The 24,459-nt window shown below is 65.4% G+C and carries 17 protein-coding genes and 2 tRNA genes; 16 read left to right on the top strand and 3 right to left on the bottom strand.

All coding sequences use genetic code 11. From position 1 onward, the window contains the following. Positions 1-82: 82 nt before the first annotated feature. The 6 genes from hflK (at position 83) to E8F12_RS25290 (ending at position 7,115) form a co-directional block, all read left to right on the top strand. Positions 83-1,249 (top strand): FtsH protease activity modulator HflK, encoded by a 1,167-nt coding sequence (gene hflK / locus E8F12_RS25315; protein WP_280292501.1) that lies wholly within the window; start codon positions 83-85, stop codon positions 1,247-1,249. Then, on the top strand, positions 1,249-2,118 hold the full coding sequence (hflC, locus tag E8F12_RS25310; protein ID WP_280327957.1) for a protease modulator HflC: 870 nt from the start codon (positions 1,249-1,251) through the stop codon (positions 2,116-2,118). The genes hflK and hflC overlap by 1 nt, the downstream gene beginning before the upstream one ends. A gap of 105 nt (positions 2,119-2,223) precedes the next feature. Further along, positions 2,224-2,409 carry a DUF2065 family protein gene (locus E8F12_RS25305; RefSeq protein ID WP_003453007.1) on the top strand — a complete coding sequence of 62 codons (186 nt, stop codon included), beginning with the start codon at positions 2,224-2,226 and terminating at the stop codon, positions 2,407-2,409. A gap of 34 nt (positions 2,410-2,443) precedes the next feature. Next, positions 2,444-3,628: an ATP phosphoribosyltransferase regulatory subunit gene (locus E8F12_RS25300; protein WP_280327956.1), complete on the top strand. Its 1,185-nt coding sequence runs from the start codon at positions 2,444-2,446 to the stop codon at positions 3,626-3,628. Positions 3,629-3,729: 101 nt separating this feature from the next. Further along, positions 3,730-5,025 (top strand): adenylosuccinate synthase, encoded by a 1,296-nt coding sequence (locus E8F12_RS25295; RefSeq protein ID WP_280327955.1) that lies wholly within the window; start codon positions 3,730-3,732, stop codon positions 5,023-5,025. A 155-nt stretch (positions 5,026-5,180) separates the two neighbouring features. After that, complete coding sequence (locus E8F12_RS25290; RefSeq protein ID WP_280327954.1) at positions 5,181-7,115, top strand: methyl-accepting chemotaxis protein; 1,935 nt, start codon at positions 5,181-5,183, stop codon at positions 7,113-7,115. Positions 7,116-7,236: 121 nt separating this feature from the next. Here the strand turns inward: E8F12_RS25290 and E8F12_RS25285 are convergent. Beyond that, positions 7,237-7,323 (bottom strand) — tRNA-Leu (locus tag E8F12_RS25285). 110 nt (positions 7,324-7,433) lie between these two features. Then, positions 7,434-7,520 (bottom strand) — tRNA-Leu (locus E8F12_RS25280). 205 nt (positions 7,521-7,725) lie between these two features. On the opposite strand from E8F12_RS25280, the gene rnr reads away from it, so the two are divergent. From rnr to alr, 8 genes are all read left to right on the top strand, one after another. Then, entirely contained in the window at positions 7,726-10,446 is a 2,721-nt protein-coding gene (rnr, locus tag E8F12_RS25275) for a ribonuclease R (protein ID WP_280327953.1), read from the top strand. Then, positions 10,443-11,189, top strand: a complete 747-nt coding sequence (rlmB, locus tag E8F12_RS25270; protein ID WP_280327952.1) for a 23S rRNA (guanosine(2251)-2'-O)-methyltransferase RlmB — start codon at positions 10,443-10,445, stop codon at positions 11,187-11,189. Before rnr ends, rlmB begins: the two co-directional genes overlap by 4 nt. Positions 11,190-11,424: 235 nt before the next feature. Further along, on the top strand, positions 11,425-11,832 hold the full coding sequence (rpsF, locus tag E8F12_RS25265; RefSeq protein ID WP_280292508.1) for a 30S ribosomal protein S6: 408 nt from the start codon (positions 11,425-11,427) through the stop codon (positions 11,830-11,832). Positions 11,833-11,860: 28 nt separating this feature from the next. Then, complete coding sequence (rpsR, locus tag E8F12_RS25260) at positions 11,861-12,091, top strand: 30S ribosomal protein S18 (RefSeq protein WP_003452992.1); 231 nt, start codon at positions 11,861-11,863, stop codon at positions 12,089-12,091. Between the two features lie 35 nt (positions 12,092-12,126). After that, positions 12,127-13,020, top strand: a complete 894-nt coding sequence (locus tag E8F12_RS25255) for a hypothetical protein (RefSeq protein ID WP_280327951.1) — start codon at positions 12,127-12,129, stop codon at positions 13,018-13,020. A gap of 21 nt (positions 13,021-13,041) precedes the next feature. Continuing rightward, complete coding sequence (rplI, locus tag E8F12_RS25250) at positions 13,042-13,488, top strand: 50S ribosomal protein L9 (protein WP_280292510.1); 447 nt, start codon at positions 13,042-13,044, stop codon at positions 13,486-13,488. A gap of 156 nt (positions 13,489-13,644) precedes the next feature. Further along, positions 13,645-15,039, top strand: coding sequence for a replicative DNA helicase (dnaB, locus tag E8F12_RS25245; protein ID WP_280292511.1), 1,395 nt, complete (start codon positions 13,645-13,647; stop codon positions 15,037-15,039). A gap of 71 nt (positions 15,040-15,110) precedes the next feature. Next, the gene (alr, locus tag E8F12_RS25240; RefSeq protein WP_280327950.1) at positions 15,111-16,187 is read left to right on the top strand and encodes an alanine racemase; all 1,077 of its coding nucleotides are present in this window, start codon (positions 15,111-15,113) and stop codon (positions 16,185-16,187) included. 98 nt (positions 16,188-16,285) lie between these two features. On the opposite strand, the gene E8F12_RS25235 is transcribed toward alr, so the two are convergent. Then, entirely contained in the window at positions 16,286-18,193 is a 1,908-nt protein-coding gene (locus tag E8F12_RS25235; RefSeq protein ID WP_280327949.1) for a diguanylate cyclase, read from the bottom strand. Between the two features lie 209 nt (positions 18,194-18,402). Between E8F12_RS25235 and E8F12_RS25230 the strand changes: the two genes are divergently transcribed. Next, positions 18,403-20,694: a YgiQ family radical SAM protein gene (locus E8F12_RS25230; RefSeq protein WP_280327948.1), complete on the top strand. Its 2,292-nt coding sequence runs from the start codon at positions 18,403-18,405 to the stop codon at positions 20,692-20,694. 390 nt (positions 20,695-21,084) lie between these two features. Beyond that, complete coding sequence (locus E8F12_RS25225; RefSeq protein WP_280327947.1) at positions 21,085-24,372, top strand: transglutaminase family protein; 3,288 nt, start codon at positions 21,085-21,087, stop codon at positions 24,370-24,372. The last annotated feature ends 87 nt before the right edge of the window (positions 24,373-24,459 follow it).

The raw sequence follows: 24,459 nt of genomic DNA, 5'->3' as shown, positions 1-24,459 counted from the left end.
ATTTTGCCGCGGGCCGCGGGCTTGGGTAGCATGGGCGGGCGCGCCGTGGGCGCGTCTTTGCTTTATCAGTATGGAGAGCGCTATGGCTTGGAACGAGCCGGGTGGCAACTCGAATAACCAGGACCCCTGGGGTGGACGCCGTGGTGGCGACCGCAAAGGGCCACCGGACCTGGACGAGGCCTTCCGCAAGCTGCAGGACAGCCTGAATGGCTTGTTCGGTAGCGGCAAGAAACGTGGCGGCGACGAGGGTGGCGGCAGATCGGGCGGTTTCGGCCTGCTCGGCATCGGCCTGGCCCTGCTTGCCGTGGTCTGGCTTTACAGCGCCGTCTATGTGGTCGACGAGCAGGAGCAGGCCGTAGTGCTGCGCTTCGGCAAATACTACGAGACTGTTGGCCCGGGTCTGAACATCTACTTCCCGCCGATCGATCGCAAGTTCCAGGAGAACGTCACCCGCGAGCGTGCCTATAGCAAGCAGGGTCAGATGCTCACCGAGGACGAGAACATCGTCGAAGTGCCGCTCACTGTCCAGTACAAGATCAGTAACCTCCAGGACTTCGTGCTGAACGTCGACGAGCCAGAGGTCAGCCTGCAGCACGCCACCGAAAGCGCCCTGCGCCATGTGGTCGGCTCCACCGAGATGGATCAGGTGCTGACCGAGGGCCGCGAACTGATGGCCAGCGAGATCAAGGAGCGCCTGCAGCGTTTCCTCGACAACTACCGCACCGGTATCACGGTCACCCAGGTCAACGTGCAGAGCGCGGCCGCCCCGCGTGAAGTGCAGGAAGCCTTCGACGACGTGATCCGTGCCCGCGAAGACGAACAGCGCGCCAAGAACCAGGCCGAGGCCTATGCCAACGCCGTGGTGCCCGAGGCTCGCGGCCAGGCCCAGCGCATCATCGAGGATGCCAACGGCTACCGCGATGAAGTGATCGCCCGCGCCGAGGGTGAGGCCGACCGCTTCAGCAAGCTGCTTACCGAGTACCACAAGGCGCCCGAGGTCACTCGCCAGCGTCTGTACCTCGAGACCATGCAGGATGTCCTCGGCAATACCAGCAAGGTCCTGGTGACCGGCAAGGAGGGTCAGAACAATCTGCTCTACCTGCCGCTGGACAAGATGATCGACAATCGTGGCGGCAGCCCCGCCCCGGCGGCTCCGGCCGCATCGGCCTCCGCGAGCGGCAGTGACCTGGGCTCGCGCGTCGCCACCGATCTGCAGCAGCGCAATCTGCGTTCCAGGGAGAGTCGCTGATGACCAATAAATCGCTGTTTGCCCTGATCGGCGGCGTGGTGGTGGCGCTGCTCGTGTGGAGCAGCCTCTACATCGTGTCGCAGACCGAGAAGGCGGTCCTACTGCAGTTCGGCCGCATCGTCGAAGCCGACGTTCAGCCCGGCCTGCATATGAAGATTCCGTACGTCAACCAGGTGCGCAAGTTCGACGCCCGCCTGCTGACCCTGGACTCGCCGACCCAGCGCTTCCTCACCCTGGAAAAGAAAGCGGTGATGGTGGACGCCTACGCCAAGTGGCGTGTGGCTGATGCCGAGCGCTTCTACACCGCGACTTCCGGCATGAAGCAGATTGCCGACGAGCGTCTGTCCCGTCGCCTAGAGGCGGGCCTGCGCGACCAGTTCGGCAAGCGGACCCTCCATGAAGTGGTCTCCGGCGAGCGCGACGCGCTGATGGCGGACATCACGGCGGCGTTGAACCGCATGGCCAGCAAGGAACTCGGCATCGAGGTGGTGGACGTGCGGGTGAAGGCCATCGACCTGCCCAAGGAAGTCAACCGCAGCGTCTTCGAGCGGATGAGCACCGAGCGTGAGCGTGAAGCTCGCGAGCACCGCGCCAAGGGCTCTGAGCTGGCCGAAGGTATCCGTGCCGACGCCGACCGCCAGCGCCGCGTACTGCTGGCCGAGGCCTATCGCGAAGCCGAGGAAACCCGCGGTGATGGTGACGCCAAGGCGGCTTCCATCTACGCCCAGGCGTATGGCCAGGACGAGGAGTTCTATGCCTTCCACCGCAGCCTCCAGGCCTATCGCGAAGCTTTTTCCAACAAGGGTGACGTGATGGTCCTGGATCCGGGCAGCGAGTTCTTCCGCTACCTGGACAAGGCCAAGCGCTGATCAGTCTCCCGGCGGACGCTCATCGTCCGCCGGGGTGACCGGCAGGGAAAACGTGTTATCATGGGTCAGCCGGGAAATCCCGGCTTTTTTGCGTCCGCGGGAATCATGTGGCAGGAACTCGGCATTGCCTTTTGTCTGATGCTGGTGCTGGAAGGCATCCTGCCCTTCCTCTATCCGCGCCGTTGGCGCGCCGCGGTGCTTGGGTTGGCGGAGTTCAAGGACCGCCATCTCCGCCTGATGGGCCTGTCCAGCATGTTGCTGGGGACCGGCCTCCTGTATCTGCTTCACTGATGGCTTGCCGCCCGGCTGAGAGGGGATTGGCGAAATGGCAACGGTAGATCGCTGGCTGCTGCCAGATGGTATCGAAGAAGTACTGCCGCCCGAGGCGGCACGCATCGAGGCAGCTCGCCGCCAGGTGCTGGACCTGTTCCAGCGTTGGGGCTACGACTTCGTGGTCACTCCGCACATTGAATATCTCGAATCGCTGCTGACTGGCGCAGGCCAGGATCTCGACCTGCGTACGTTCAAGGTGACCGACCCGCAGTCGGGCCACCTGATGGGGTTCCGCGCCGACATCACGCCGCAAGTGGCGCGCATCGATGCCCACACCCTGCGCCGCGAAGGCCCGAATCGCCTGTGCTATGCCGGCAGCGTGCTGCATGCCAAGCCGCGCGCGCTGTCCACGTCGCGCAGCCCGATCCAGCTGGGTGCGGAGCTCTATGGTGATGCCAGTCCGGCCAGCGACGTGGAAGTCATCAGCCTGATGCTGGAAATGCTCGAACTGGCCGCCGTGCCCGACGTGCACATGGACCTCGGTCATGTCGGCATCTACCGTGGCCTGGCCAAGGCTGCGGGGCTCTCCGGCGAAGTCGAGCGCAGCCTGTTCGACGCCCTGCAGCGCAAGGCGGTGGACGAAGTCGCCGAGCTGACTGAAGACCTGCCGCGCGAACTGGCCTCCATGCTCCGTGCCCTCGCCGAACTGTGCGGTGGACGTGAGGTCCTGGATCTGGCCCAGGGCGTGCTGATGGATGCACCTAATGACGTGCATGTCGCGCTGGACGAGCTGATCGCCATCGCCGACGCCCTCGAATTGCGTTACCCCGAGCTGCCGCTCTATTTCGACCTGGGCGAGCTGCGCGGCTATCACTATCACACCGGGGTGGTGTTCGCCGCCTTCGTGCCGGGCGTCGGGCAGTCCATCGCCCAGGGCGGCCGCTACGACGACATCGGCGCCGACTTCGGTCGTGCCCGCCCGGCCACCGGTTTCTCCACCGACCTGAAGACCCTGGTGACCCTGGGCAACATGGCGCTGGACCAGCCGGTTTCCGGTATCTGGGTACCGGACAGCCACGACCCCTACCTCTGGTACGAGGTCAAGCGCCTGCGCGCCGATGGCCAGCGCGTGGTCCAGGCTCTGCCGGGGCAGGAAGTGGCGAACGCGCAGGAGGCCGGTTGCGATCGCCAATTGGTCCTGCGTGAGGGGCGCTGGCAGGTGGCGGCGCTTTCCTAAAGGTGGCTTCATGGTCGGCGCAGGTGGCCGGCCACAAACGAGTTTCCGTGTTTTCCGCCGGCGGCTGCCGGCATCGAGCTTCTGCGAAGAGGACAAGTGTTATGGGTAAGAATGTCGTAGTCCTGGGCACCCAGTGGGGTGATGAGGGTAAAGGCAAGATCGTCGATCTGCTGACCGACCAGGCTGCCGCCGTCGTGCGTTATCAGGGCGGCCACAACGCCGGCCACACCCTGGTGATCGACGGCGAGAAGACCGTGCTGCACCTGATCCCGTCCGGCATCCTGCGCGAGAACGTCGAGTGCCTGATCGGCAACGGCGTGGTGGTCGCGCCGGATGCGCTGCTGCGTGAAATCACCAAGCTGGAAGAGAAGGGCGTACCGGTGCGCGAGCGCCTGCGCATCAGCCCGGCTTGCACCCTGATCCTGCCGTACCACGTGGCCCTGGACCAGGCCCGCGAGAAAGCCCGCGGCGATGCGAAGATCGGCACCACCGGTCGCGGCATCGGCCCGGCCTACGAAGACAAGGTCGCCCGTCGCGGTCTGCGCATCGGCGACCTGTTCCACCGCGAACGCTTCGCGGCCAAGCTGGGCGAGCTGCTGGACTACCACAACTTCGTGCTGCAGCACTATTACAAGGAGCCGGCGGTCGATTTCCAGAAAACCCTGGACGAGGCCCTGGGCTACGCCGAGCTGCTCAAGCCGATGATGGTCGACGTGGCTGCGCGTCTGCACCAGTTGCGCAAGCAGGGCGCTTACATCATGTTCGAAGGCGCGCAGGGCTCGCTGCTGGACATCGACCACGGCACCTACCCCTACGTCACCAGCTCGAACACCACCGCCGGCGGCACCGCCACCGGTTCCGGTTTCGGCCCGCTGTACCTGGACTACATCCTCGGTATCACCAAGGCCTACACCACTCGCGTGGGGTCCGGCCCGTTCCCGACCGAACTGTTCGACGAAACCGGCGCCTTCCTGGCCAAGCGTGGCCACGAGTTCGGCTCCACCACCGGCCGTGCCCGTCGCTGTGGTTGGTTCGATGCCGTGATCCTGCGTCGCGCCATCGAGATCAACAGCATCTCCGGCCTCTGCCTGACCAAGCTGGACGTGCTCGACGGTCTGGAAACCATCCGCATCTGCACCGGCTACAAGGACCAGAACGGCGAGGTCCTGGTTGACGCGCCGACCGACGCCGACAGCTACATCGGCCTGCAGCCGGTCTACGAGGAAATGCCGGGCTGGAGCGAATCCACCGTCGGCGCCAAGAGCCTGGAAGAACTGCCGGCCAACGCCCGCGCTTACATCAAGCGCGTCGAAGAGCTGGTGGGTGCGCCTATCGATATCATCTCCACCGGTCCCGACCGTAACGAGACGATCGTCCTGCGTCACCCCTACGCCTGAGTCTCCTGACTCCTCCAAAGGGCCGCCCAGTGCGGCCCTTTGTCGTTTCTGTGGCTGCGAATGTCGCGCTGCTGATCGGCACGTACTTTGCTGGTGCTCAATAAATCCGTGTTGTCGCCGTTATAGCGGTAACGGTCGTTAAGGAGCCACAAGTCGTGTCAGCCATCCTCTCCCTGTTGCAAAGTCGTTTGCTGCGTCCGGTCTTCATCGCCCTGGGGCTGGCCCTGCTGGTGCAGGTGGTGGTGGCTGTTGCCCTGACGCGAAGCACAGTGAATTCCCTGGTTGATGAGCTGGGTGTGAGGCTGGGGAGCGATACCAAGCGCCTGGCCGGCGACCTCGAACTGGCCGGGCAGGAAGTGTCCGGTAGCCTGAGCGCACTCTCCGGCAAGACCCGCGAGCGCCTGGGTGCCTCTCTCAGCGAGCGGCTCCAACAGGAGCAGGGCCAGCTGCGTCAGACCCTGGAGCAGAACCTCAGGGAATCGGCCAACGACCTGGCCCAGTTGCTCGCTGCCGTGGCGCCGCGAGCCATGTGGGACAACGACGTGCCGACGCTTTCCGAGTTCGCCCGCCGCGCCCAGCGCAATCCCAATGTGCTCTTCGTGGTCTACGACGATGCTACCGGTCAGCATCTGACGCGTTACCTCAATCGCGAAAATCCCCAGATCAAGGCCCTGCTGGCCAAGGGGCAGGGGGAGCGGGCGCTGGACAAGGTGCTGAACGCGGCGGCCGACGATCCTTCCGTCTACTTGGTGGACGCCTCCATCAGCCCCAATGGCGTGGAGATCGGCAAGGTGCGCATGGGGGTGTCCACGGCTTCGGTGGAGCAGCAGCTGAAGGCGCTGGACCAGCGCTTCGCCGCCCTGATCGCCAGTGGCGGCGAGCTGGTGGGCGAGAGCCTTGCCGGCGCCGCCAGCGAAAGCAGCACGGCACTGACCGCGCGCCTGCAGTCGGCGCGCGAGGCGGCCGGCAACATGAGCGCCGGTACCCGTCAGGCAGTGGAGGCGGCAGCGGGAGAGTTGCGCTGGCGCATCGGCCTTGGGCTGGTGCTGGTAGGCCTGGGTATGCTGCTGGTGCTGGCCCTGGTGCTCGGGCGGCGCGTGGTGGTACGTCTGCGGCTGCTGATCGGTGCCCTGGATGACCTGGCCGCCGGTGAGGGCGACCTGACCCGCCGGGTCAAGCTGGACAGTCGCGACGAGGTGGGTGAGATGGCCGCGGCGGTGAACCGCTTCGTCGACAAGTTGCAGCCCATAGTCCGCGAGGCGGGAGAGGTGGCGCAGCGCACCGGGGTCGAGATCGTGGCGTTGTCCCAGCGCAGCCAGTCGGCCGAGGCGGCGGCGCAACGCCAGCGCAGTGAAGTGGAGGGCAGCCTGAATGCGCTGTCCGGCATGGTGGCGGAGGCCCAGGCCGAGAGCCATGCGATGCAGAGCACCTTGCGCCAGGTCGGCGAGATCCGCCAGGCCGCTCAGGACAATGCGGCCATCGCGCGCAAGGTGGGTGGCCTGATCGAGAACCTGGAAGCACGGGTTCAGAACGGTTCCGCGGTGATTGAGCGGCTGGCGCGGCAGAGCGAGCAGATCGAGATGGTGTTGTCGGTTATCCATGGCATTGCCGAGCAGACCAACCTGCTGGCGCTGAACGCCGCTATCGAGGCGGCCAGGGCAGGGGAGAGCGGGCGCGGTTTCGCCGTGGTGGCGGACGAGGTGCGCGCGCTCGCCAGCAAGACCCAGCAATCCACCGGCGATATCCAGGAACACATCACCGCCCTGCAGACCGGGGCGCGCGAGGCGGTGGCGGCCATTTCCCAGGCCCGGGAGCGTGCGGTCGAGGGGTTGGAGGCGCTGCGTGACAGCGAGCGCCTGCAGCAAGGTGTGCAGCAGGCCGTGGAGCAGGTGCACGGCGCGGTGCAGGCGGCGGCTCGCGCGGCCGAGCAACAGGCAGCTGGCGCCGATGGTGTACGTGGCCGAGTGGATGTTATCCATGCCGAGGCCAGCCTGGCGGCCGAAGCGGTGGCCGCGACTGCCAGCAGTGGGCGGGTGCTCGCTGGCCTGGCCGATCAGCTCAAGGCCAGCCTCGGGCAGTTCAAGGCATAGAAGGAGGCCAAGGGCGGGCCGGGCGCAAGCCTGGCCCCATTGCGGGATCGGGGTGGCGGGGCTGATCGTCGACATGCAGAAAGCACAAAGCCGAGCTGAGCTCGGCTTTGTGTTTGAAGAGTGGTGCCCAGGAGAAGACTCGAACTTCCACGGTGTTGCCACCGCTAGGACCTGAACCTAGTGCGTCTACCAATTCCGCCACCTGGGCACATTGCGATGATCGCTCATCGACTTATACGGACTTCATCGAGGTAGTCGATACGGATCCGTACGATCCGTTAAACGCGAAACCGAGCTGTGCGGCTCGGCTTCTGAAAATGGTGCCCAGGAGAAGACTCGAACTTCCACGGTGTTGCCACCGCTAGGACCTGAACCTAGTGCGTCTACCAATTCCGCCACCTGGGCACTGGATGCGATGATTGCTCATCAGCTTCCGGTTACAACGTCTCAGCGACGCTGTGGGCGCGAACTATACGAGCCGACTTTTGTGTTGTAAACCCCTGAGCGCGAAAAAAATTATTCTTCCGCCTAAGCTGACCGACAATCGGAATTCGCGCTTCAATAGGCATATGGCAAACCCAACTATGAATGAACAGGTGATCACTCTCTAATGGCCGATTGGCAGAACCTCGACCCCGAGGCCGCTCGCGAGGCGGAAAAATACGAGAACCCCATTCCCAGCCGCGAGCTGATCCTGCAGCGCCTCGACGAGCGCGGTGCGCCTGCCAGCCGGGAACAGCTGGTGGAAGAATTCGGCCTGACCACCGACGAACAGCTGGAGGCTCTGCGTCGCCGCCTCCGCGCCATGGAGCGTGACGGCCAGCTTATCTATACCCGCCGGGGCACCTATGCGCCGGTCGACAAGCTCGATCTGATCTGCGGCCGCATCAGTGGCCACCGCGACGGCTTCGGCTTCCTCATTCCCGACGACGGCAGCGACGACCTTTTCCTCAGCCCGGCGCAGATGCGCCTGGTATTCGACGGTGACCGAGCGCTGGCGCGAGTTGCCGGCCTCGACCGACGTGGTCGTCGCGAAGGGGCGCTGGTGGAAATAATCGCGCGCGCCCACGAAACCCTGGTTGGCCGCTTCTTCGAGGAAAGCGGGATCGCCCGCGTGGTCGCGGACAATCCGAAGATCCAGCAGGAAGTGCTGATTGCCGCGGGCAAGCAGGGCACTGCCAAGCACGGCCAGTTCGTCCAGGTGAAGATCGAGCAGTGGCCGAGCAATTTCCGCCTGGCCCAGGGCGAGGTGGTAGAGGTGCTGGGCGACTACATGGCGCCGGGCATGGAGATCGAAGTCGCCCTGCGCAGCTATGACCTTCCCCACGAGTGGCCCGCCGCCGTGGTCAAGGAGGCCGCGAAGCTCAAGCCCGAGGTGGCCGAGAAGGACAAGGAAAAGCGCATCGACCTGCGTGACCTGCCGCTGGTCACGATCGACGGCGAGGACGCCCGCGATTTCGACGACGCCGTCTATGCCGAAGCCCGCAAAGGCGGCGGCTGGCGCCTGATCGTCGCCATCGCCGACGTTTCCCACTATGTAAAGGTGGGCTCGGCGCTGGACGAGGAAGCGACCAATCGCGGCAACTCGGTGTACTTCCCGGAAAAAGTCATCCCGATGCTGCCGGAGGTGCTGTCCAACGGCCTCTGCTCCCTGAACCCGCTGGTGGACCGCCTGGCCATGGTCTGCGACATGACCATCTCCCGCGCAGGCAAGCTCACTGGCTACGAGTTCTACGAAGCGGTCATCCATTCCCATGCGCGGCTCACCTACACCAAGGTCAGCCAGTTCCTGGAAACCCCGGAGTCGACCGAGGCCAGGCTGTTCGCCGAGCAGCTGCCGAACCTGGTCAAGCCCCTGGAGCAGCTCTACAAGCTCTACAAGGTGCTGCTGGCGGCTCGCCAGGTGCGTGGCGCCATCGACTTCGAGACCCAGGAGACGCGCATCGTCTTCGGCGCCGACCGCAAGATCTCCGAGATCCTGCCGACCCAGCGCAACGACGCCCACAAGCTGATCGAGGAATGCATGCTCTGCGCCAACGTGGCCACTGCGCGCTTCCTCTTGCAGCACGAGATCCCGGCGCTCTACCGCATCCACGATGGCCCGCCGAGCGAGCGCCTGGACAAGCTGCGGCAGTTCCTCGCCGAACTGGGGCTTTCCCTCAACCGCGGCAAGGGCGAGCCGACCCCCAGCGACTACCAGGCGCTGCTGGAGAAGGTGCGCGAGCGTCCGGACTTCCACCTGATCCAGACGGTGATGCTGCGCTCCCTCAGTCAGGCGGTGTACAGCCCCGATAACGTCGGGCACTTCGGCCTCAACTACGACGCCTATACCCACTTCACCTCGCCCATCCGTCGCTACCCGGACCTGCTGGTGCACCGCGCCATCCGCAGCCTGATCCGCTCCAAGCGGGCCAGCGACCACGTGCAGCGCGCAGGCGCGGCGAGCATGCCCAAGGCGCGCATCTATCCCTACGACGAGGCGCGCCTGGCACAGCTCGGCGAACAATGCTCGATGACCGAGCGACGCGCCGACGAGGCCACCCGCGACGTCACCAACTGGTTGAAGTGCGAGTACATGCGCGACCGCGTGGGCGAGACTTTCCCCGGCGTGATCTCGGCAGTGACCGGTTTCGGCATCTTCGTCGAACTGATCGACATCTATGTGGAAGGCCTGGTGCACGTCACGGCGCTGCCGGGCGACTACTACCACTTCGACCCCATCCACCATCGCCTGTCCGGTGAGCGCAGCGGCCGCAGTTTCCGCCTGGGCGACACGGTGGAAGTCGTGGTGGCGCGGGTCGACCTGGACGAGCGCAAGATCGACTTCGAGCTTTCCGAGAACGTCCTCAGCGCCCCGGTGGGTCGCAAGAAGCGCGGGCAGGAGAAGCCAGCGCCCAAGGCCGTGGCCGAACCCCGTGTCGGCAAGGGTCGTGGCCGCGGCGCCAAGGCCGCTGCGCGCGCTGCCCAGGAAAAGCCCTGGCATGAACCCCAGGCCGCGGTGGCGCCGCGTCGGCATCGCGCCGGCAAAGTCCAGGCGCTGCCCGACGTGCCGCCGGAAATGCTCGCCCAGGCCGAGGAAATGCTCGGCAACACCGATGTGAGCAAGAGCCGCGCCCTCAAACAGGCCCTGCTCAGCGAAGCCAAGCAGGGTGCCAAGGCCAGCAAGGGCAGCCGTCCGGCGCAGAAGCCCTTGGACAAGCCGGGCAAGGTCGAGGCCAAGCCGCCGAAGAAGAAGGCCAAGGCAGCGAAGGCCAAGGTCGCCAGCAAACCCTCGAAGCACCGTAAAGGGCCGCCCAAGCCCAAGGCGCCCACCAGCAAGGTCAAGAAATGAGTCAGTTGGAAAAGGTCTACGGCGTGCATGCCGTGGAGGCGCTGCTGCGCCATCATCCGAAACGCGTGAAGCAGCTGTGGCTGGCGGAAAGCAGGCATGACCCGCGGGTCCAGGTCCTGCTCGACCTGGCCGGGCAGCACCGCATCGCGGTCGGCCACAAGGACCGCCACGAGTTGGACGAGTGGGCCGAAGGCGTGCACCAGGGCGTGGTGGCCGAAGTTAGTCCCAGCCAGGTCTGGGGCGAGAACATGCTCGACGAATTGCTCGAGCGGACCCCGGGGGCGCCCTTGCTGCTGGCCCTGGATGGTGTCACCGATCCGCACAACCTCGGCGCCTGCCTGCGCACCGCCGATGCTGCCGGAGTCCTGGCGGTGATAGTACCCAAGGACAAATCCGCCACCCTCAATGCCACAGTGCGCAAGGTGGCCTGTGGCGCGGCGGAAGTGATGCCGCTGGTGGCGGTGACCAATCTCTCGCGCACCCTGGAGAAGCTGCAGAAGAAGGGGCTCTGGGTGGTCGGTACGGCCGGCGAGGCCGAGCAGGAGGTCTACCAGCAGGACATGACCGGCCCCACGGTGCTGGTCATGGGGGCCGAAGGCAAGGGCATGCGACGGCTGACCCGCGAGCACTGCGATTACCTGGTCAAGCTGCCCATGGCTGGCAGCGTCAGCAGCCTGAACGTCTCGGTGGCGACAGGCGTCTGCCTGTTCGAGGCGGTGCGGCAGAGAAAGCTGAAGGCCTGAAACCCGAGGTCTCCAGGCTTGGCGGGGCTCGATGCAAGGTCGGGCTCCGCACACCCGTTTCCAGCTGTTCAAATAATCGACAATCTTCCTTGCGTGGCATCAACCCCTTCTCTAGAATGTCGCCCCTTGCCGTGAGGGCAGGCTATTGCGTGCCCTCTCACCGGCAAGCCAAAACGAGATATTCACTCCTTGCCTGACCACTATGTTGGCAGGCTACAACCCGTAAGGAGCATTTATGCGTCATTACGAAATCATCTTCCTGGTTCACCCGGACCAGAGCGAGCAGGTTGGCGGCATGGTTGAGCGCTACACCAAGCTCATCGAAGAAGACGGTGGCAAGGTTCACCGCCTGGAAGACTGGGGCCGTCGTCAGCTGGCCTACGCCATCAACAACGTTCACAAGGCTCACTACGTGATGCTGAACGTTGAGTGCAGCGGCAAGGCCCTGGCCGAGCTGGAAGACAACTTCCGCTACAACGATGCCGTCATCCGCAACTTGGTCATCCGTCGCGACGAAGCCGTCACTGGCCAGTCCGAGATGCTCAAGGCCGAGGAAAACCGCAGCGAGCGCCGCGAGCGCCGTGAGCGCGTTGAAACTGACGTTGCCGCAGAAGGCGACGACAGCGACAACGCTGACGAGTAATCCACGGGTCTATTGAGGAGCCAAGTTCATGGCACGTTTCTTCCGTCGTCGTAAGTTCTGCCGTTTCACCGCTGAAGGCGTGAAAGAGATCGACTTCAAGGATCTCAACACCCTGAAGGCTTACATCTCCGAAACCGGCAAGATCGTTCCGAGCCGTATCACCGGTACCAAAGCCAAGTATCAGCGTCAGCTGGCTACCGCTATCAAGCGCGCCCGCTACCTGGCCCTGCTGCCCTACACCGACAGCCACGGTCGTTGAGACCGGACCGTCGACTAGGTAAGGGATAGATCCCAATGCGCGCTCTGGCAGAGTTCATCATGCGCGGTCGCATGCAGGCCATCCTCGTGGTGGCGGGTGCAGCGGCCCTGCCGTTGATGTTCTGGCTGAGCGCAGCCGCGGGCAGCCTGGTGCTGCTGCGGCGTGGTGTGAACGATGCTCTCGGCATCCTTGCCTGGGCTCTGCTACCGGCCCTCGGCTGGTGGTACTTCGGCGAACCGCGCACCCTGATGGTGTTGCTCGGCGCGCTGGGGTTGGCCCTGGTGCTGCGTTCCAGCGTGTCCTGGACGCGGGTGCTGATGATCAGCGTGGCGCTCGGGCTGCTTTACAGCCTGGTGCTGGGCGCGGTGTTCCGCGAACCCATTACCGCCATGGCGGCGGAGCTGGAAAAGCTCATGCCGCAGGTGATGGGTGGCGTCTATTCGCAACTGGCGGATGACGAGCGAGCGCGCCTGGGAGCCATGATCGCGCCGGTCCTGACCGGCCTGATCGCGTCGCTGCTGCAGCTGGTCAGCGTGCTGAGCCTGATGCTCGGCCGCTACTGGCAGGCAGCCTTGTATAACCCCGGTGGTTTCGGTGGCGAGTTCCGCGCCCTGAAATTGTCGCCGGCGCTGGCCTTCGGGCTGTTGGCCGCCATGCTGTTGGGTCCGAACCTGGGCCTGGAGCTGGCGATGCTGACGCCGATCTGCAGTGTACCGCTGGCAATCGCCGGGCTGGCCCTGCTGCATGGGCTGGCCAAACAAGGCGGACTGGCCGGTTTCTGGCTGGTGGGGTTGTACGTGTCGCTGCTGCTGTTCATGCAACTGGTCTATCCGTTGCTGGTGGTCCTGGCCATAGTCGACAGTCTGATTGATTTTCGCGGACGCAAGGCGCGCAAGAATGGCGCCGGCCCTGCGAACGGTGAAGGTTAAAAGTTAAGAGGTAAGACTCAAATGGAAGTCATCCTGCTCGAAAAAATCGCCAACCTGGGCAACCTGGGCGACAAGGTGAATGTAAAGGCCGGTTACGGCCGTAACTACCTGCTGCCGCAAGGCAAGGCCACCGCTGCTACCGCTGAGAACGTTGCTGCGTTCGAAGCCCGCCGCGCTGAGCTGGAAAAGCAGGCCGCCGACAAGAAGGCCAACGCCGAAGCTCGCGCTGCCCAGCTGTCCGAACTGGAAGTGACCATCACTGCCAGCGCTGGCGACGAAGGCAAGCTGTTCGGTTCCATCGGCACCCACGACATCGCTGACGCCCTGACCGCCTCCGGCGTTCCGGTTGCCAAGGCTGAAGTCCGCCTGCCGAACGGCACCATCCGTCAAGTTGGCGAGTACGACGTTGCGCTGCACCTGCACACCGACGTCGAAGCGACCGTCAAGCTGATCGTGATCGCTGGCTAAGAGCCTTTTCACGATCTCGCCGTAGATCGTGGACAGGTTCGTCGCAAGTCGTCGAGTGGACTTGCACTCAGTTGCAAGGCCGCTAACATCGGGCACGTCATCGCGAAAGCGATGCCGTGCCCGATGTCTTTCTACCCCAAGATTCTTTCTGAGCCCATGAACGATATCTCCGTCCCGGAACAGTTCGACCTGCAAACCTCCGCCCTGAAAGTGCCGCCGCACTCCATCGAGGCCGAGCAGGCCGTCCTCGGGGGCCTGATGCTGGACAACAATGCCTGGGAGCGCGTGCTCGACCAGGTGTCCGACGGCGACTTCTATCGCCACGATCATCGGCTGATCTTCCGCGCCATCTACAAGCTGGCCGAGCGCAACATGCCGTTCGATGTGGTCACCCTGTCCGAGCAATTGGACAAGGAAGGGCAGTTGCCTCAGGTCGGTGGCCTGGCCTACCTCGGCGAATTGGCGAAGAACACTCCGTCGGTGGCCAACATCAAGGCCTACGCCCAGATCATTCGCGAGCGCGCCACACTGCGCCAGCTGATCGGCATCAGCACCGACATCGCCGACAGCGCCTATTCGCCCCAGGGGCGGACCGGGGAAGAGATCCTCGACGAAGCCGAGCGGCTGATTTTCCAGATCGCCGAGGCGCGGCCCAAGACCGGCGGCCCGGTGGGCATCAACGACATCCTGGTCAAGGCCATCGACCGCATCGACGAGCTGTTCAACAACGGCGACGCCATCACCGGCCTATCCACCGGCTTCAACGACCTGGACAACCTGACCAGCGGCCTGCAGCCGGCCGACATGATCATCGTCGCCGGCCGTCCGTCCATGGGTAAGACCACCTTCGCGATGAACTTGGTGGAAAACGCCCTGATGCGCAGTGACAAGGCGATCCTGGTGTATTCACTGGAGATGCCCTCCGAATCCATCGTCATTCGTATGCTCGCGTCCCTCGGGCGCATCGACCAGACCAAGGTCCGTGCCGGTCGCCTGGACGACGATGACTGGCCGCGACTGACCTCCGCGGTCAACCTGCTCAACGACCGCAAGCTGTTCATCGACGATACCGCCGGCATCTCCCCCTCCGAGATGCGCGCGCGTACCCGCCGCCTGGCCCGCGAGCACGGCGAGATTGGCCTGATCATGGTCGACTACCTGCAGCTCATGCAGATCCCCGGCTCCAGTGGTGACAGCCGGGTGAACGAGATTTCCGAGATCTCGCGCTCGCTGAAGGCCCTGGCCAAGGAGTTCAACTGTCCGGTGATCGCCTTGTCCCAGCTGAACCGCGGACTCGAACAGCGCCCGAACAAACGCCCGATCAACTCCGACCTGCGCGAATCCGGGGCGATCGAGCAGGACGCCGACATCATCCTGTTCGTGTACCGCGACGAGGTTTACCACCCCGAGACCGAGTTCAAGGGCGTCGCCGAGATCATCATCGGCAAACAGCGTAACGGTCCACTGGGTACCGCGCGGCTGGCCTTCCTCGGCAAGTACTCGCGCTTCGAGAACCTCGCGCCAGGTGCCTACCAGTTCGACGACGAATAAGCTGCAGATCAATGAATGCGGGCGCCCAGGCGGTATGATGGGCGCCCGTTTTCGTTCATGAGCCTGCCGCAATGCGTCCGCTGATCGCCGCCGTCGACCTTTCCGCCATTCGCCACAACTATGCCGTCGCCAAGCGCTGCGCGCCCGGCCGGCAGGCCTTCGCGGTGGTCAAGGCAAATGCCTATGGCCATGGCGTGCGCGAAGTGGTCAGCAGCTTGCACGGTGAGGCGGACGGCTTTGCCGTGGCTTGCCTGGAAGAGGCCGCCGAGGTTCGCGCCCTGGATGACCAGGCCCGGGTACTGCTGCTGGAAGGCTGCTTCGAGGCGGCCGAGTACCAACTGGCCGCCCAGCTTGGGCTGGACCTGGTGGTGCAGGGATCGGAACAGGCCGAGGCCCTGCTCGCTGCCGAACTGGCGCGGCCGCTGAACGTCTGGCTCAAGCTGGACTCCGGCATGCACCGCCTGGGTTTCACCGCGGACGACCTGCGCCGCTGGCACGGGCGTCTGCGCGGCGCCGCGCAGGTGGCGGAACTCAACCTGATCAGCCACTTCGCCTGCGCCGACCTGCGCGGCCACGAACTCAACGAGGCCCAGCTGGAGGCCTTCCTCGATCTGCTGACCCTGGACTTCGACCAGCGCAGCCTGGCCAACTCGGCGGCGATCCTGACCATGCCCGCCGCCCACATGGACTGGCTGCGTCCCGGCATCATGCTCTACGGCGCTTCGCCCTTCGCCGACCTCAGCGCCGCCGAGCTGGGCCTGAAGCCTGCCATGAGCCTCAGCGCCCAGCTGATCGCTGTGCGTGAGATCGCCGCAGGGGAAACCGTGGGCTACGGCGCCACCTGGGAGGCGGCCCGGCCGTCGCGCATCGGCACGGTCAGCTGCGGCTATGCCGACGGCTACCCGCGCCACGCGCCCAGCGGCACCCCGGTGGTGGTCAATGGCCGCCGCGTACCCCTGGTCGGTCGCGTTTCCATGGACATGCTGGCGGTGGACCTGAGCGACATGCCGCAAGCCCGGATAGGCGACCCGGTGGAGCTCTGGGGCGCCCAGCTGCCGGTGGACGAACTGGCCCAGGCCTGCGGCACCATCGGCTACGAGCTGCTGACCAAGGTCACCGCGCGGGTGCCGCGGCGTTATCTGGCCTGAAGGTAATCACCTGTAGGAGCGAATTCATTCGCGAAGGGTGTGTCGGGCTTCGCTGCGCTCGCGGAACGCCGCCCGACCCAACCTACGGGCCCGTGTTGTTAGAGCAGCCCACTGCGAATCTTCAGCACATCCAGCTGCAGGCTGGCCTCGCTGGACAGTTCGCCATCTTCGCCGAACACCGCCAGTCCCGAGCGGCCGCGGGCCTTGACCTTGTACAGGGCCCGGTCGGCGGTCTGGTAGAGCCCGGAAAAATGCTGGGAGTGCTGCGGGAAGAGCGCCACGCCGATGCTGATGGTCACCGACAGCCGCTCCGCGCCGTAGCACACCGGGGCGGCCAGTTCCTCCAGCAGGCGCCGGGCCAGGTCGCAGGCCTGGACTTCGGCGTCCGGCCCGCCGATCAGCACGGCGAATTCGTCGCCGCCCAGGCGCGCCACCGCGTCACCGCCGCGCACGTGCTCGCGCAGGCGCTGGCCGATGGTGCGCAGCATCTCGTCGCCGGCGTCGTGGCCGAAGCGATCGTTGATCGGCTTGAAGTTGTCGAGATCGATCAGCATCAGCGCCAGCGCTTCTTCGTGGCGCTTGGCGTTGGCCAGGGCCGACTCGGTGCGCTCGATCAGGTAGCGGCGGTTCGGCAACTCGGTCAGCGGATCGTGGAAGGCCGCATGCTGCAGGGCCCGCTCGCGCTCGCTGAGGCGCGCGTTGGCCGCGGCCAGTTCGGCGGTCCGGGCGGTGACGGCGGCTTGCAGTTCGTCGGCGCTGGCCTGCATCTGCGCCAGGCGTGCGGCCTTCTCGCGGTCGGCCTGCTCCAGGGCGGCGGCGCGTTCCTGCTTGAGCATCTGGATGCGGTAGGCCAGGGCGAAGGAGAAGAGGATGGATTCGGCGGCGACGGCGATGGGGAACATGTAGGCGGTGAAGTTGATCGGCTGGATGATGCCGGCGGCACGCATCACCAGCACCGCGGTGCTGATCAGCACGGTGCCGTAGCCGATCAGGTAGAGGCGCGCCGGGATGAAGCCCTGGCGCCAGCGGATCAGCGCGCTGATCAGGGCGGTGGGCACCGTCACTATCGGGGTCAGGGCGATCAGGATGGCACCCTCCGCGCGGTAGCCGAAGACGTTGATCAGGATGGCGATGGCGTAGAGCACGCAGGCCACGTTGAACAGGCGGTCGGCCCAGCGCAGGCCGCGGCGGGTGTACAGCAGCTCCTGGGTGAAGCGCATGACGAAGATGCCCCAGAGTGCCGGCAGGGTGATGCGGTCCAACCACAGGGGCACCGGCGCATCCGGCCAGAAGTACTGGAAGCCGTGCCCGGTCATGCTGAGGATGAACACCAGCGCCGAGGCGGTGGCCAGCACGTACCAGAGGTAGGCGGGGTCGCGCAACGCCACCAGGATGAACAGGTTGTAGAGGAAGAGCGCCAGGATCACCCCGTAGACCAGGCCGAAGCCGAGGTTCTCGGTGGCCTTCAGCTCCTTGAGGTCATCCAGCTGCCAGACCTTCAACGGGAAGGAGTTGCCCGCCGGATCGAAGCTGCGGAAGTACAGGGTCAGCGGCTGCGCGCCGATTTCGGGCAGCTTGAACAGCATGCGCCGGTAGGAGTAGTCGCGAGTCTCGGCGAAGGGCAGCGCTTCGCTGGACTCTCGGGCCATCCAGCCGCCGTTGCCGTCCGGCAGGTAGAGACTGACCCGATAGACGGTAATGCCGGCGTTCTCCAGCCACCACTGCTTCGGGGCGTCGTTGCTGCGGCTGAGCTGCACCCGCACCCACCAGACGCTGCGGCTCTGGCCGACGCTGGCGCGGCCGTTGGCCGGCGTGAAGCGCTGCTGCACCGCCGGGCTGGCCATGTCCTGAATGCCCAGTTTGCCGTCCGGGTCTTCCAGCAGGTCGATCTGCTCATTGAGTGACGCGCCGCTGCTCTGCGGGGTCAGCTCGAAAGCCGCCTGCGCTGGCACGGCGACGCCGAGCCAGCAAAGGAGCAGGAAGAGGGGGAGGCTTGGACGAGGCACCGCGCACGCTCCTTGTAAGAGTTCTACTACGACGGCCTGGCGGTTCTTATGTCGGCAGAAGTATAGCGATCTGGAGAATTTGTGATCACTCTGTAAGTAATTTCCTACAGGCTTGCGTTCGGCCTAGCAGAAACCCAGCGCGGGCGTCGGGTTTGCTCAAAATTTGTGCTATATTGCGCGCCCCGTGAAAAGCCCGCTGGTCAAAAAATATGCAAGCTGCGAAGCCGCTGTTCGACTATCCGAAGTACTGGGCCGAGTGTTTCGGTCCCGCACCCTTCCTGCCGATGAGCCGGGAAGAGATGGATCAGCTCGGCTGGGATTCCTGCGACATCATCATCGTGACCGGCGATGCCTACGTCGATCATCCGTCCTTCGGCATGGCCATCATCGGTCGCCTGCTGGAGTCACAGGGCTTCCGCGTGGGCATCATCGCCCAGCCGGATTGGCGTTCGAAGGACGACTTCATGAAGCTCGGCGAGCCGAACCTGTTTTTCGGCGTGGCAGCGGGCAACATGGACTCCATGATCAACCGCTACACCGCGGACCGGAAAATCCGTTCCGACGACGCCTATACCCCGGGCGGCCTCGCGGGCAAGCGCCCGGACCGCGCCAGCCTGGTCTACAGCCAGCGCTGCAAGGAAGCCTATACGCACGTACCGGTGGTACTCGGTGGCATTGAGGCGTCCCTGCGCCGCATCGCCCATTACGACTACTGGCAGGACAAGGTGCGCCGCTCGATCCTGATGGACGCCACGGCCGACATCCTGCTCTACGGCAACGCCGAGCGCGCCGTGGTGGAGATTGCCCAGCGCCTGTCCTGGGGTGAGACCATCGAAAGCATCAGCGATGTGCGCGGCACCGCCTTCCTGCGCCGTGACACCCCCGAAGGCTGGTTCGAGATCGACTCCACCCGCATCGACCGTCCGGGCAAGATCGACAAGATCATCAATCCCTACGTCAACACCCAGGACACCGCCGCCTGCGCCATCGAGCAGGAGAAGGGCCCGGTGGATGACCCGCAGGAAGCCAAGGTGGTGCAGCTGCTGCCCAACCCGCGGCTGACCCGCGAAAAGACCGTGATCCGCCTGCCGTCATTCGAGAAGGTGCGCAACGACCCGGTGCTCTACGCCCACGCCAACCGCGTGCTGCACCTGGAGACCAACCCGGGCAACGCCCGCGCCCTGGTGCAGAAGCACGGCGAGGTGGACGTCTGGTTCAACCCGCCGCCCATCCCGATGACCACCGAGGAAATGGATTACGTCTTCGGCATGCCCTACGCCCGTGTCCCGCACCCGGCCTATGGCAAGGAGAAGATCCCGGCCTACGAGATGATCCGCTTCTCGGTGAACATCATGCGCGGCTGCTTCGGTGGCTGTACCTTCTGCTCCATCACCGAGCATGAAGGCCGCATCATCCAGAACCGCTCGGAAGAGTCGATCATCCGCGAGATCGAAGAAATCCGTGACAAGGTGCCCGGCTTCACCGGCGTCATTTCCGACCTGGGCGGCCCCACCGCCAACATGTACCGGATCGCCTGCAAGAGCACCGAGATCGAGAAGCACTGCCGCAAGCCGTCCTGCGTCTGGCCGGGCATTTGCGAGAACCTCAACACCGACCACTCGGCGCTGATCCAGCTGTATCGCTCGGCCCGCGCGCTGCCCGGGGTGAAGAAGATCCTCATCGCCTCCGGCCTGCGCTACGACCTGGCCGTGGAGTCCCCCGAGTACGTCAAGGAACTGGTGACCCACCACGTCGGCGGCTACCTGAAGATCGCCCCCGAGCACACCGAGGAAGGGCCGCTGGGCAAGATGATGAAGCCCGGCATCGGTTCCTATGACCGCTTCAAGCAGATGTTCGAGAAGTACTCGAAGGAAGCGGGCAAGGAGCAGTACCTGATCCCGTATTTCATCGCCGCCCACCCCGGCACCACGGACGAGGACATGATGAACCTCGCCCTCTGGCTCAAGCGCAACGGCTTCCGCGCCGACCAGGTGCAGGCCTTTTACCCGTCGCCCATGGCCAGCGCCACCGCCATGTACCACTCGGGCAAGAACCCTCTGCGCAAGGTCACCTACAAGAGCGAAGGGGTGAAGATCGTCAAGAGCGAGGAACAGCGTCGTCTGCACAAGGCCTTCCTGCGCTACCACGATCCCAAGGGCTGGCCGATGCTGCGCGAAGCCCTGGAGCGCATGGGCCGTGGCGACCTGATCGGCAACGGCAAGCACCAACTGATTCCGGCCTACCAGCCCGCCACGGACGAGTACCACAGCGCCCGGCGCAAGAACTCCACTCCGGCCGGCAGCAAGAAGGTGGGCAAGGCGATGCTGACCCAGCACACCGGCCTGCCGCCGCGCGGCAGCGACGGCAGTAATCCCTGGGACAAGCGCGAACAGGCCAAGGCCGCGGCTTTCGCCCGCAAGCAGGCGGAGAACAAGGCGGCTGCGTCCGAGAAGGGCGGTGGCAAGAAGAAGCCGGCCAAGCGGCCGGTGGCGCCGCGCTGATGGAAACGCCAGCCTTTGGGCTGGCGTTTTTGTTTCCGGGTCGGCCAGACTTCGAGAAGGGACCCGCACCGGGGCTGTGGAGTTACCAAAGGCCGTAGGATGGGTGGAGCAACGCGATACCCATCATTCGCCCCCACAGGTATTCGCAGCGCTTATGACCAATCGGCCTAAAAAGCCCGGCGCGAATTCCGTTGTTCTTCATTTTAGGCCGCTAGGCTTGGAGTTCACCCGCCAGTTGCGGCCGCTCGCGAACCATTTTTGTGCGGTCGTGCCATCCGGGTGCGAAGACGGCCCGTTTCCAGTGCTCGGACGGGCCGAAAATCAACGGTTCGGGGGCTGGCACAAGTCTTGCGCGGCTCCCACATCGTCCAGGCCCGCAGGAGGCACGCCGTGTCGATCCATGTCGCTCTGCACCACGTCACCCACTATCGCTACGATCGCGAGGTCAACCTCGGCCCGCAGATCATCCGCCTGCGGCCGGCGCCCCACAGCCGTACGCGAATCCTCGGCTATACCCTGAAAGTGGCGCCCGGCAAGCACTTCATCAATTGGCAACAGGACCCCCAGGGCAACTACCTGGCGCGGCTGGTCTTCCCGGAAAAGACCCGCGAGATGAAGGTGGAGGTCGACCTGGTCGCCGAGATGGCGGTGTTCAACCCCTTCGATTTCTTCCTCGAGCCCTACGCCGAGCAGATTCCCTTCAGCTACACCGCCGACGAGCAGCGCGAGTTGGCGCCCTACCTCAGCTGCCTGCCGGAGACGCCGCTGTTCGCCGATTACCTGGCGCGCATCGACCTTACGCCCAAGCGCAGCGTCGATTTCCTGGTGGCGCTCAACCAGCAGCTGTCGCGGGATATCCGCTACCTGATTCGCATGGAGCCCGGCGTGCAGAGCCCGGAAGAGAGCCTGGAGAAGGCCTCCGGCTCCTGCCGCGACTCGGCCTGGCTGCTGGTGCAGCTGCTGCGCCATCTGGGGCTGGCTGCACGCTTCGTCTCCGGCTACCTGATCCAGCTCACCGCCGACCAGAAGTCCCTCGACGGTCCCAGCGGCACCGCGGTGGACTTCACCGACCTGCACGCCTGGTGCGAGGTCTACCTGCCGGGCGCCGGCTGGATCGGCCTGGACCCGACCTCCGGCCTGTTCGCCGGGGAGGGCCATATTCCCCTGGCCTGCAGCCCGGAACCGTCCTCGGCGGCGCCCATCAGCGGTGCGGTGGAGGAAAGCGAGTGCGAGTTCGCCCACGAGATGCGCGTCGAGCGGGTCTGGGAGGCGCCTCGGGTGACCAAGCCTTATAGCGAGGAACAATGGCAGGCCATCCGCGAACTGGGCGCACGCATCGACGCCGACCTGGTTCGTGGCGACGTGCGCCTGACCATGGGCGGCGAGCCCACCTTCATCGCCATCGATTACCCTGACGATCCCGAGTGGAACACCGCCGCCCTGGGGCCGCACAAGCGCCTGCTCGCCGCTGACCTGTTCTACCGCCTGCGCCGACACTATTCGCCCCAGGGGCTCGTGCACTTCGGCCAGGGCAAGTGGTATCCCGGCGAGCAGCTGCCGCGCTGGTCGCTGAACTGCTACTGGCGCCGCGACGGCGAAAGCCTCTGGCAGGACCCGGCGCTCTATGCCGACGAAAGCCGCAGCTATGGCGCCGACGCCTTACTCGCCGCGCGCTTTCTCAAGGGAGTGGCCGGGCGCCTGGGCGTTTCGGCGGAGCACCAGTTCCCGGCGTTCGAGGACTGGTTCTACTACCTCTGGCGCGAGCGCAAGCTGCCCGCCAACGTCACCCCGGAAGATGCGCGCCTGGCCGACCCGCTGGAGCGCGAGCGCCTGCGCCGGGTTTTCGAGCGAGGCCTCGGGGATGTGGTCGGCCAGGTGCTGCCGCTGGCGCGCAGTGCTGCGGGCGACGCCTGGGAAAGCGGCCGCTGGTACCTGCGCGACGAATATTGCCGGCTGATCCCCGGCGATTCGCCCCTGGGCTACCGCCTGCCGCTGGACTCCCAGCCCTGGGCCAGTGAGGCCGACTATCCCTATGTGAATCCGGCTGATCCCGGCCAGACCTTCCCGCCATTGCCTCGTGCCGCGCAGATCCGCCAGCAACTGCGTGACGGCGCCCCGTGCCCCACGGCACAAGCCCGCGAGCCGCGCCTGCACCAGTCCGCCGCCGGTATCGTCCGCACCGCCCTTTGCGCCGAGCCCCGCGAGGGCCGGCTCTACCTCTTCATGCCGCCCCTGGACGAGCTGGAGGCCTATCTGGAACTGGTCGCCGCCATCGAGGCCACGGCCGGAGAACTGGACTGCCCGGTGCTGCTGGAAGGCTATGAGCCACCCAGCGACCCGCGCCTGGTCAATTTCCGCGTTACCCCGGACCCGGGAGTGATCGAGGTGAACATCCACCCTTCGGCCAACTGGGACGAACTGGTGGAACGCACCGAATTCCTCTACGAAGCGGCGCGGCAGAGCCGGCTGTCCAGCGAGAAGTTCATGGTCGACGGCCGCCATGTCGGCACCGGCGGCGGCAACCATTTCGTGCTGGGCGGCGCCACGCCGGCGGACTCGCCCTTCCTGCGCCGTCCCGACCTGTTGCGCAGCCTGATCAGCTACTGGCACAACCACCCCTCGCTGTCCTACCTCTTCTCCGGCCTGTTCATCGGCCCCACCTCCCAGGCACCGAGGGTGGACGAAGCGCGCAACGATGCCCTCTACGAACTGGAGATCGCCTTCAGGCAGATGCCCGAGCCCGGCGCCGACTGCCCGCCCTGGCTGGTGGACCGGTTGTTGCGCAACTTGCTGGTGGACGTCAGCGGCAATACCCACCGCGCCGAGTTCTGCATCGACAAGCTCTACTCGCCGGACAGCAGCACGGGCCGCCTCGGCCTGCTGGAACTGCGCGCCTTCGAAATGCCGCCCCATGCGCGCATGAGCCTGGCCCAGCAATTGCTCCTGCGCGGCCTGGTGGCGCGCTTCTGGAACGAGCCCTACCAGCCGCCGAAGCTGGTGCGCTGGGGCACCGAGCTGCATGACCGTTTCCTCCTGCCGCACTTCGTCCAGCAGGACTTCGAAGACGTGGTCCATGAGTTCAACGCCGCTGGCTATCCGCTGCGCGGCGAATGGTTCGCCCCGCACTTCGAGTTCCGTTTCCCGAAATATGGCGACTATTCGGTGAAGGGCATCGACCTGGAATTGCGCCAGGCCCTGGAACCCTGGCACGTGCTGGGCGAGGAGGGCGCCGCAATCGGCGCCGTGCGCTACGTGGACTCCTCCCTGGAGCGGGTGCAGCTGAAGGTCAGCGGCATGACCCCGGACCGCTACGTGCTCACCTGCAATGGCCATCCCGTGCCGCTGCAGCCCACCGGGCGGGTCGGCGAGTTCGTCGCCGGCGTGCGCTATCGCGCCTGGCAGCCGGCCTCCTGCCTGCAGCCCACCATAGGCGTGCAGGCGCCGCTGGTGTTCGACCTGGTGGACACCTGGATGCAGCGCTCCCTCGGCGGTTGCCAGTACCATGTGGCGCACCCTGGCGGGCGTAGCTACGACAGCTTCCCGGTGAACGCGTACGAGGCGGAAAGCCGGCGCCTGGCGCGCTTCTTCCGTCACGGGCACACCCCGGGCAAGCTGCAGGTCGGTCAGCCGCTGGTCGACGACGAACTGCCCATGACCCTGGACCTGCGTCGCCTGTAGGCTGCAAGGGTGGTGTCCCGGCCGGCGCCGCTGCGGCCGGGCGCCGCGTCCGCTAAAGTTTCCCTGCTGCCCTTCTGCCGAGCCTGT

Origin of the sequence: Pseudomonas sp. BN102 (genome assembly GCF_029871245.1) — a bacterium.
Classification (GTDB): Bacteria; Pseudomonadota; Gammaproteobacteria; order Pseudomonadales; family Pseudomonadaceae; genus Metapseudomonas.
This window is presented reverse-complemented; position numbering and strand designations above follow the sequence as displayed.

What these genes read in the sequence shown, in the direction of transcription:
- E8F12_RS25295 (WP_280327955.1), top strand. Translation starts at nt 3,730, where the DNA reads ATGGGTAAGAATGTCGTAGTCCTGGGCACCCAGTGGGGTGATGAGGGT.
- hflK (WP_280292501.1), top strand. Translation starts at nt 83, where the DNA reads ATGGCTTGGAACGAGCCGGGTGGCAACTCGAATAACCAGGACCCCTGG.
- E8F12_RS25255 (WP_280327951.1), top strand. Translation starts at nt 12,127, where the DNA reads ATGCGCGCTCTGGCAGAGTTCATCATGCGCGGTCGCATGCAGGCCATC.
- rlmB (WP_280327952.1), top strand. Translation starts at nt 10,443, where the DNA reads ATGAGTCAGTTGGAAAAGGTCTACGGCGTGCATGCCGTGGAGGCGCTG.
- hflC (WP_280327957.1), top strand. Translation starts at nt 1,249, where the DNA reads ATGACCAATAAATCGCTGTTTGCCCTGATCGGCGGCGTGGTGGTGGCG.
- rnr (WP_280327953.1), top strand. Translation starts at nt 7,726, where the DNA reads ATGGCCGATTGGCAGAACCTCGACCCCGAGGCCGCTCGCGAGGCGGAA.
- E8F12_RS25230 (WP_280327948.1), top strand. Translation starts at nt 18,403, where the DNA reads ATGCAAGCTGCGAAGCCGCTGTTCGACTATCCGAAGTACTGGGCCGAG.
- E8F12_RS25300 (WP_280327956.1), top strand. Translation starts at nt 2,444, where the DNA reads ATGGCAACGGTAGATCGCTGGCTGCTGCCAGATGGTATCGAAGAAGTA.
- rplI (WP_280292510.1), top strand. Translation starts at nt 13,042, where the DNA reads ATGGAAGTCATCCTGCTCGAAAAAATCGCCAACCTGGGCAACCTGGGC.
- E8F12_RS25305 (WP_003453007.1), top strand. Translation starts at nt 2,224, where the DNA reads ATGTGGCAGGAACTCGGCATTGCCTTTTGTCTGATGCTGGTGCTGGAA.
- rpsR (WP_003452992.1), top strand. Translation starts at nt 11,861, where the DNA reads ATGGCACGTTTCTTCCGTCGTCGTAAGTTCTGCCGTTTCACCGCTGAA.
- dnaB (WP_280292511.1), top strand. Translation starts at nt 13,645, where the DNA reads ATGAACGATATCTCCGTCCCGGAACAGTTCGACCTGCAAACCTCCGCC.
- rpsF (WP_280292508.1), top strand. Translation starts at nt 11,425, where the DNA reads ATGCGTCATTACGAAATCATCTTCCTGGTTCACCCGGACCAGAGCGAG.
- alr (WP_280327950.1), top strand. Translation starts at nt 15,111, where the DNA reads ATGCGTCCGCTGATCGCCGCCGTCGACCTTTCCGCCATTCGCCACAAC.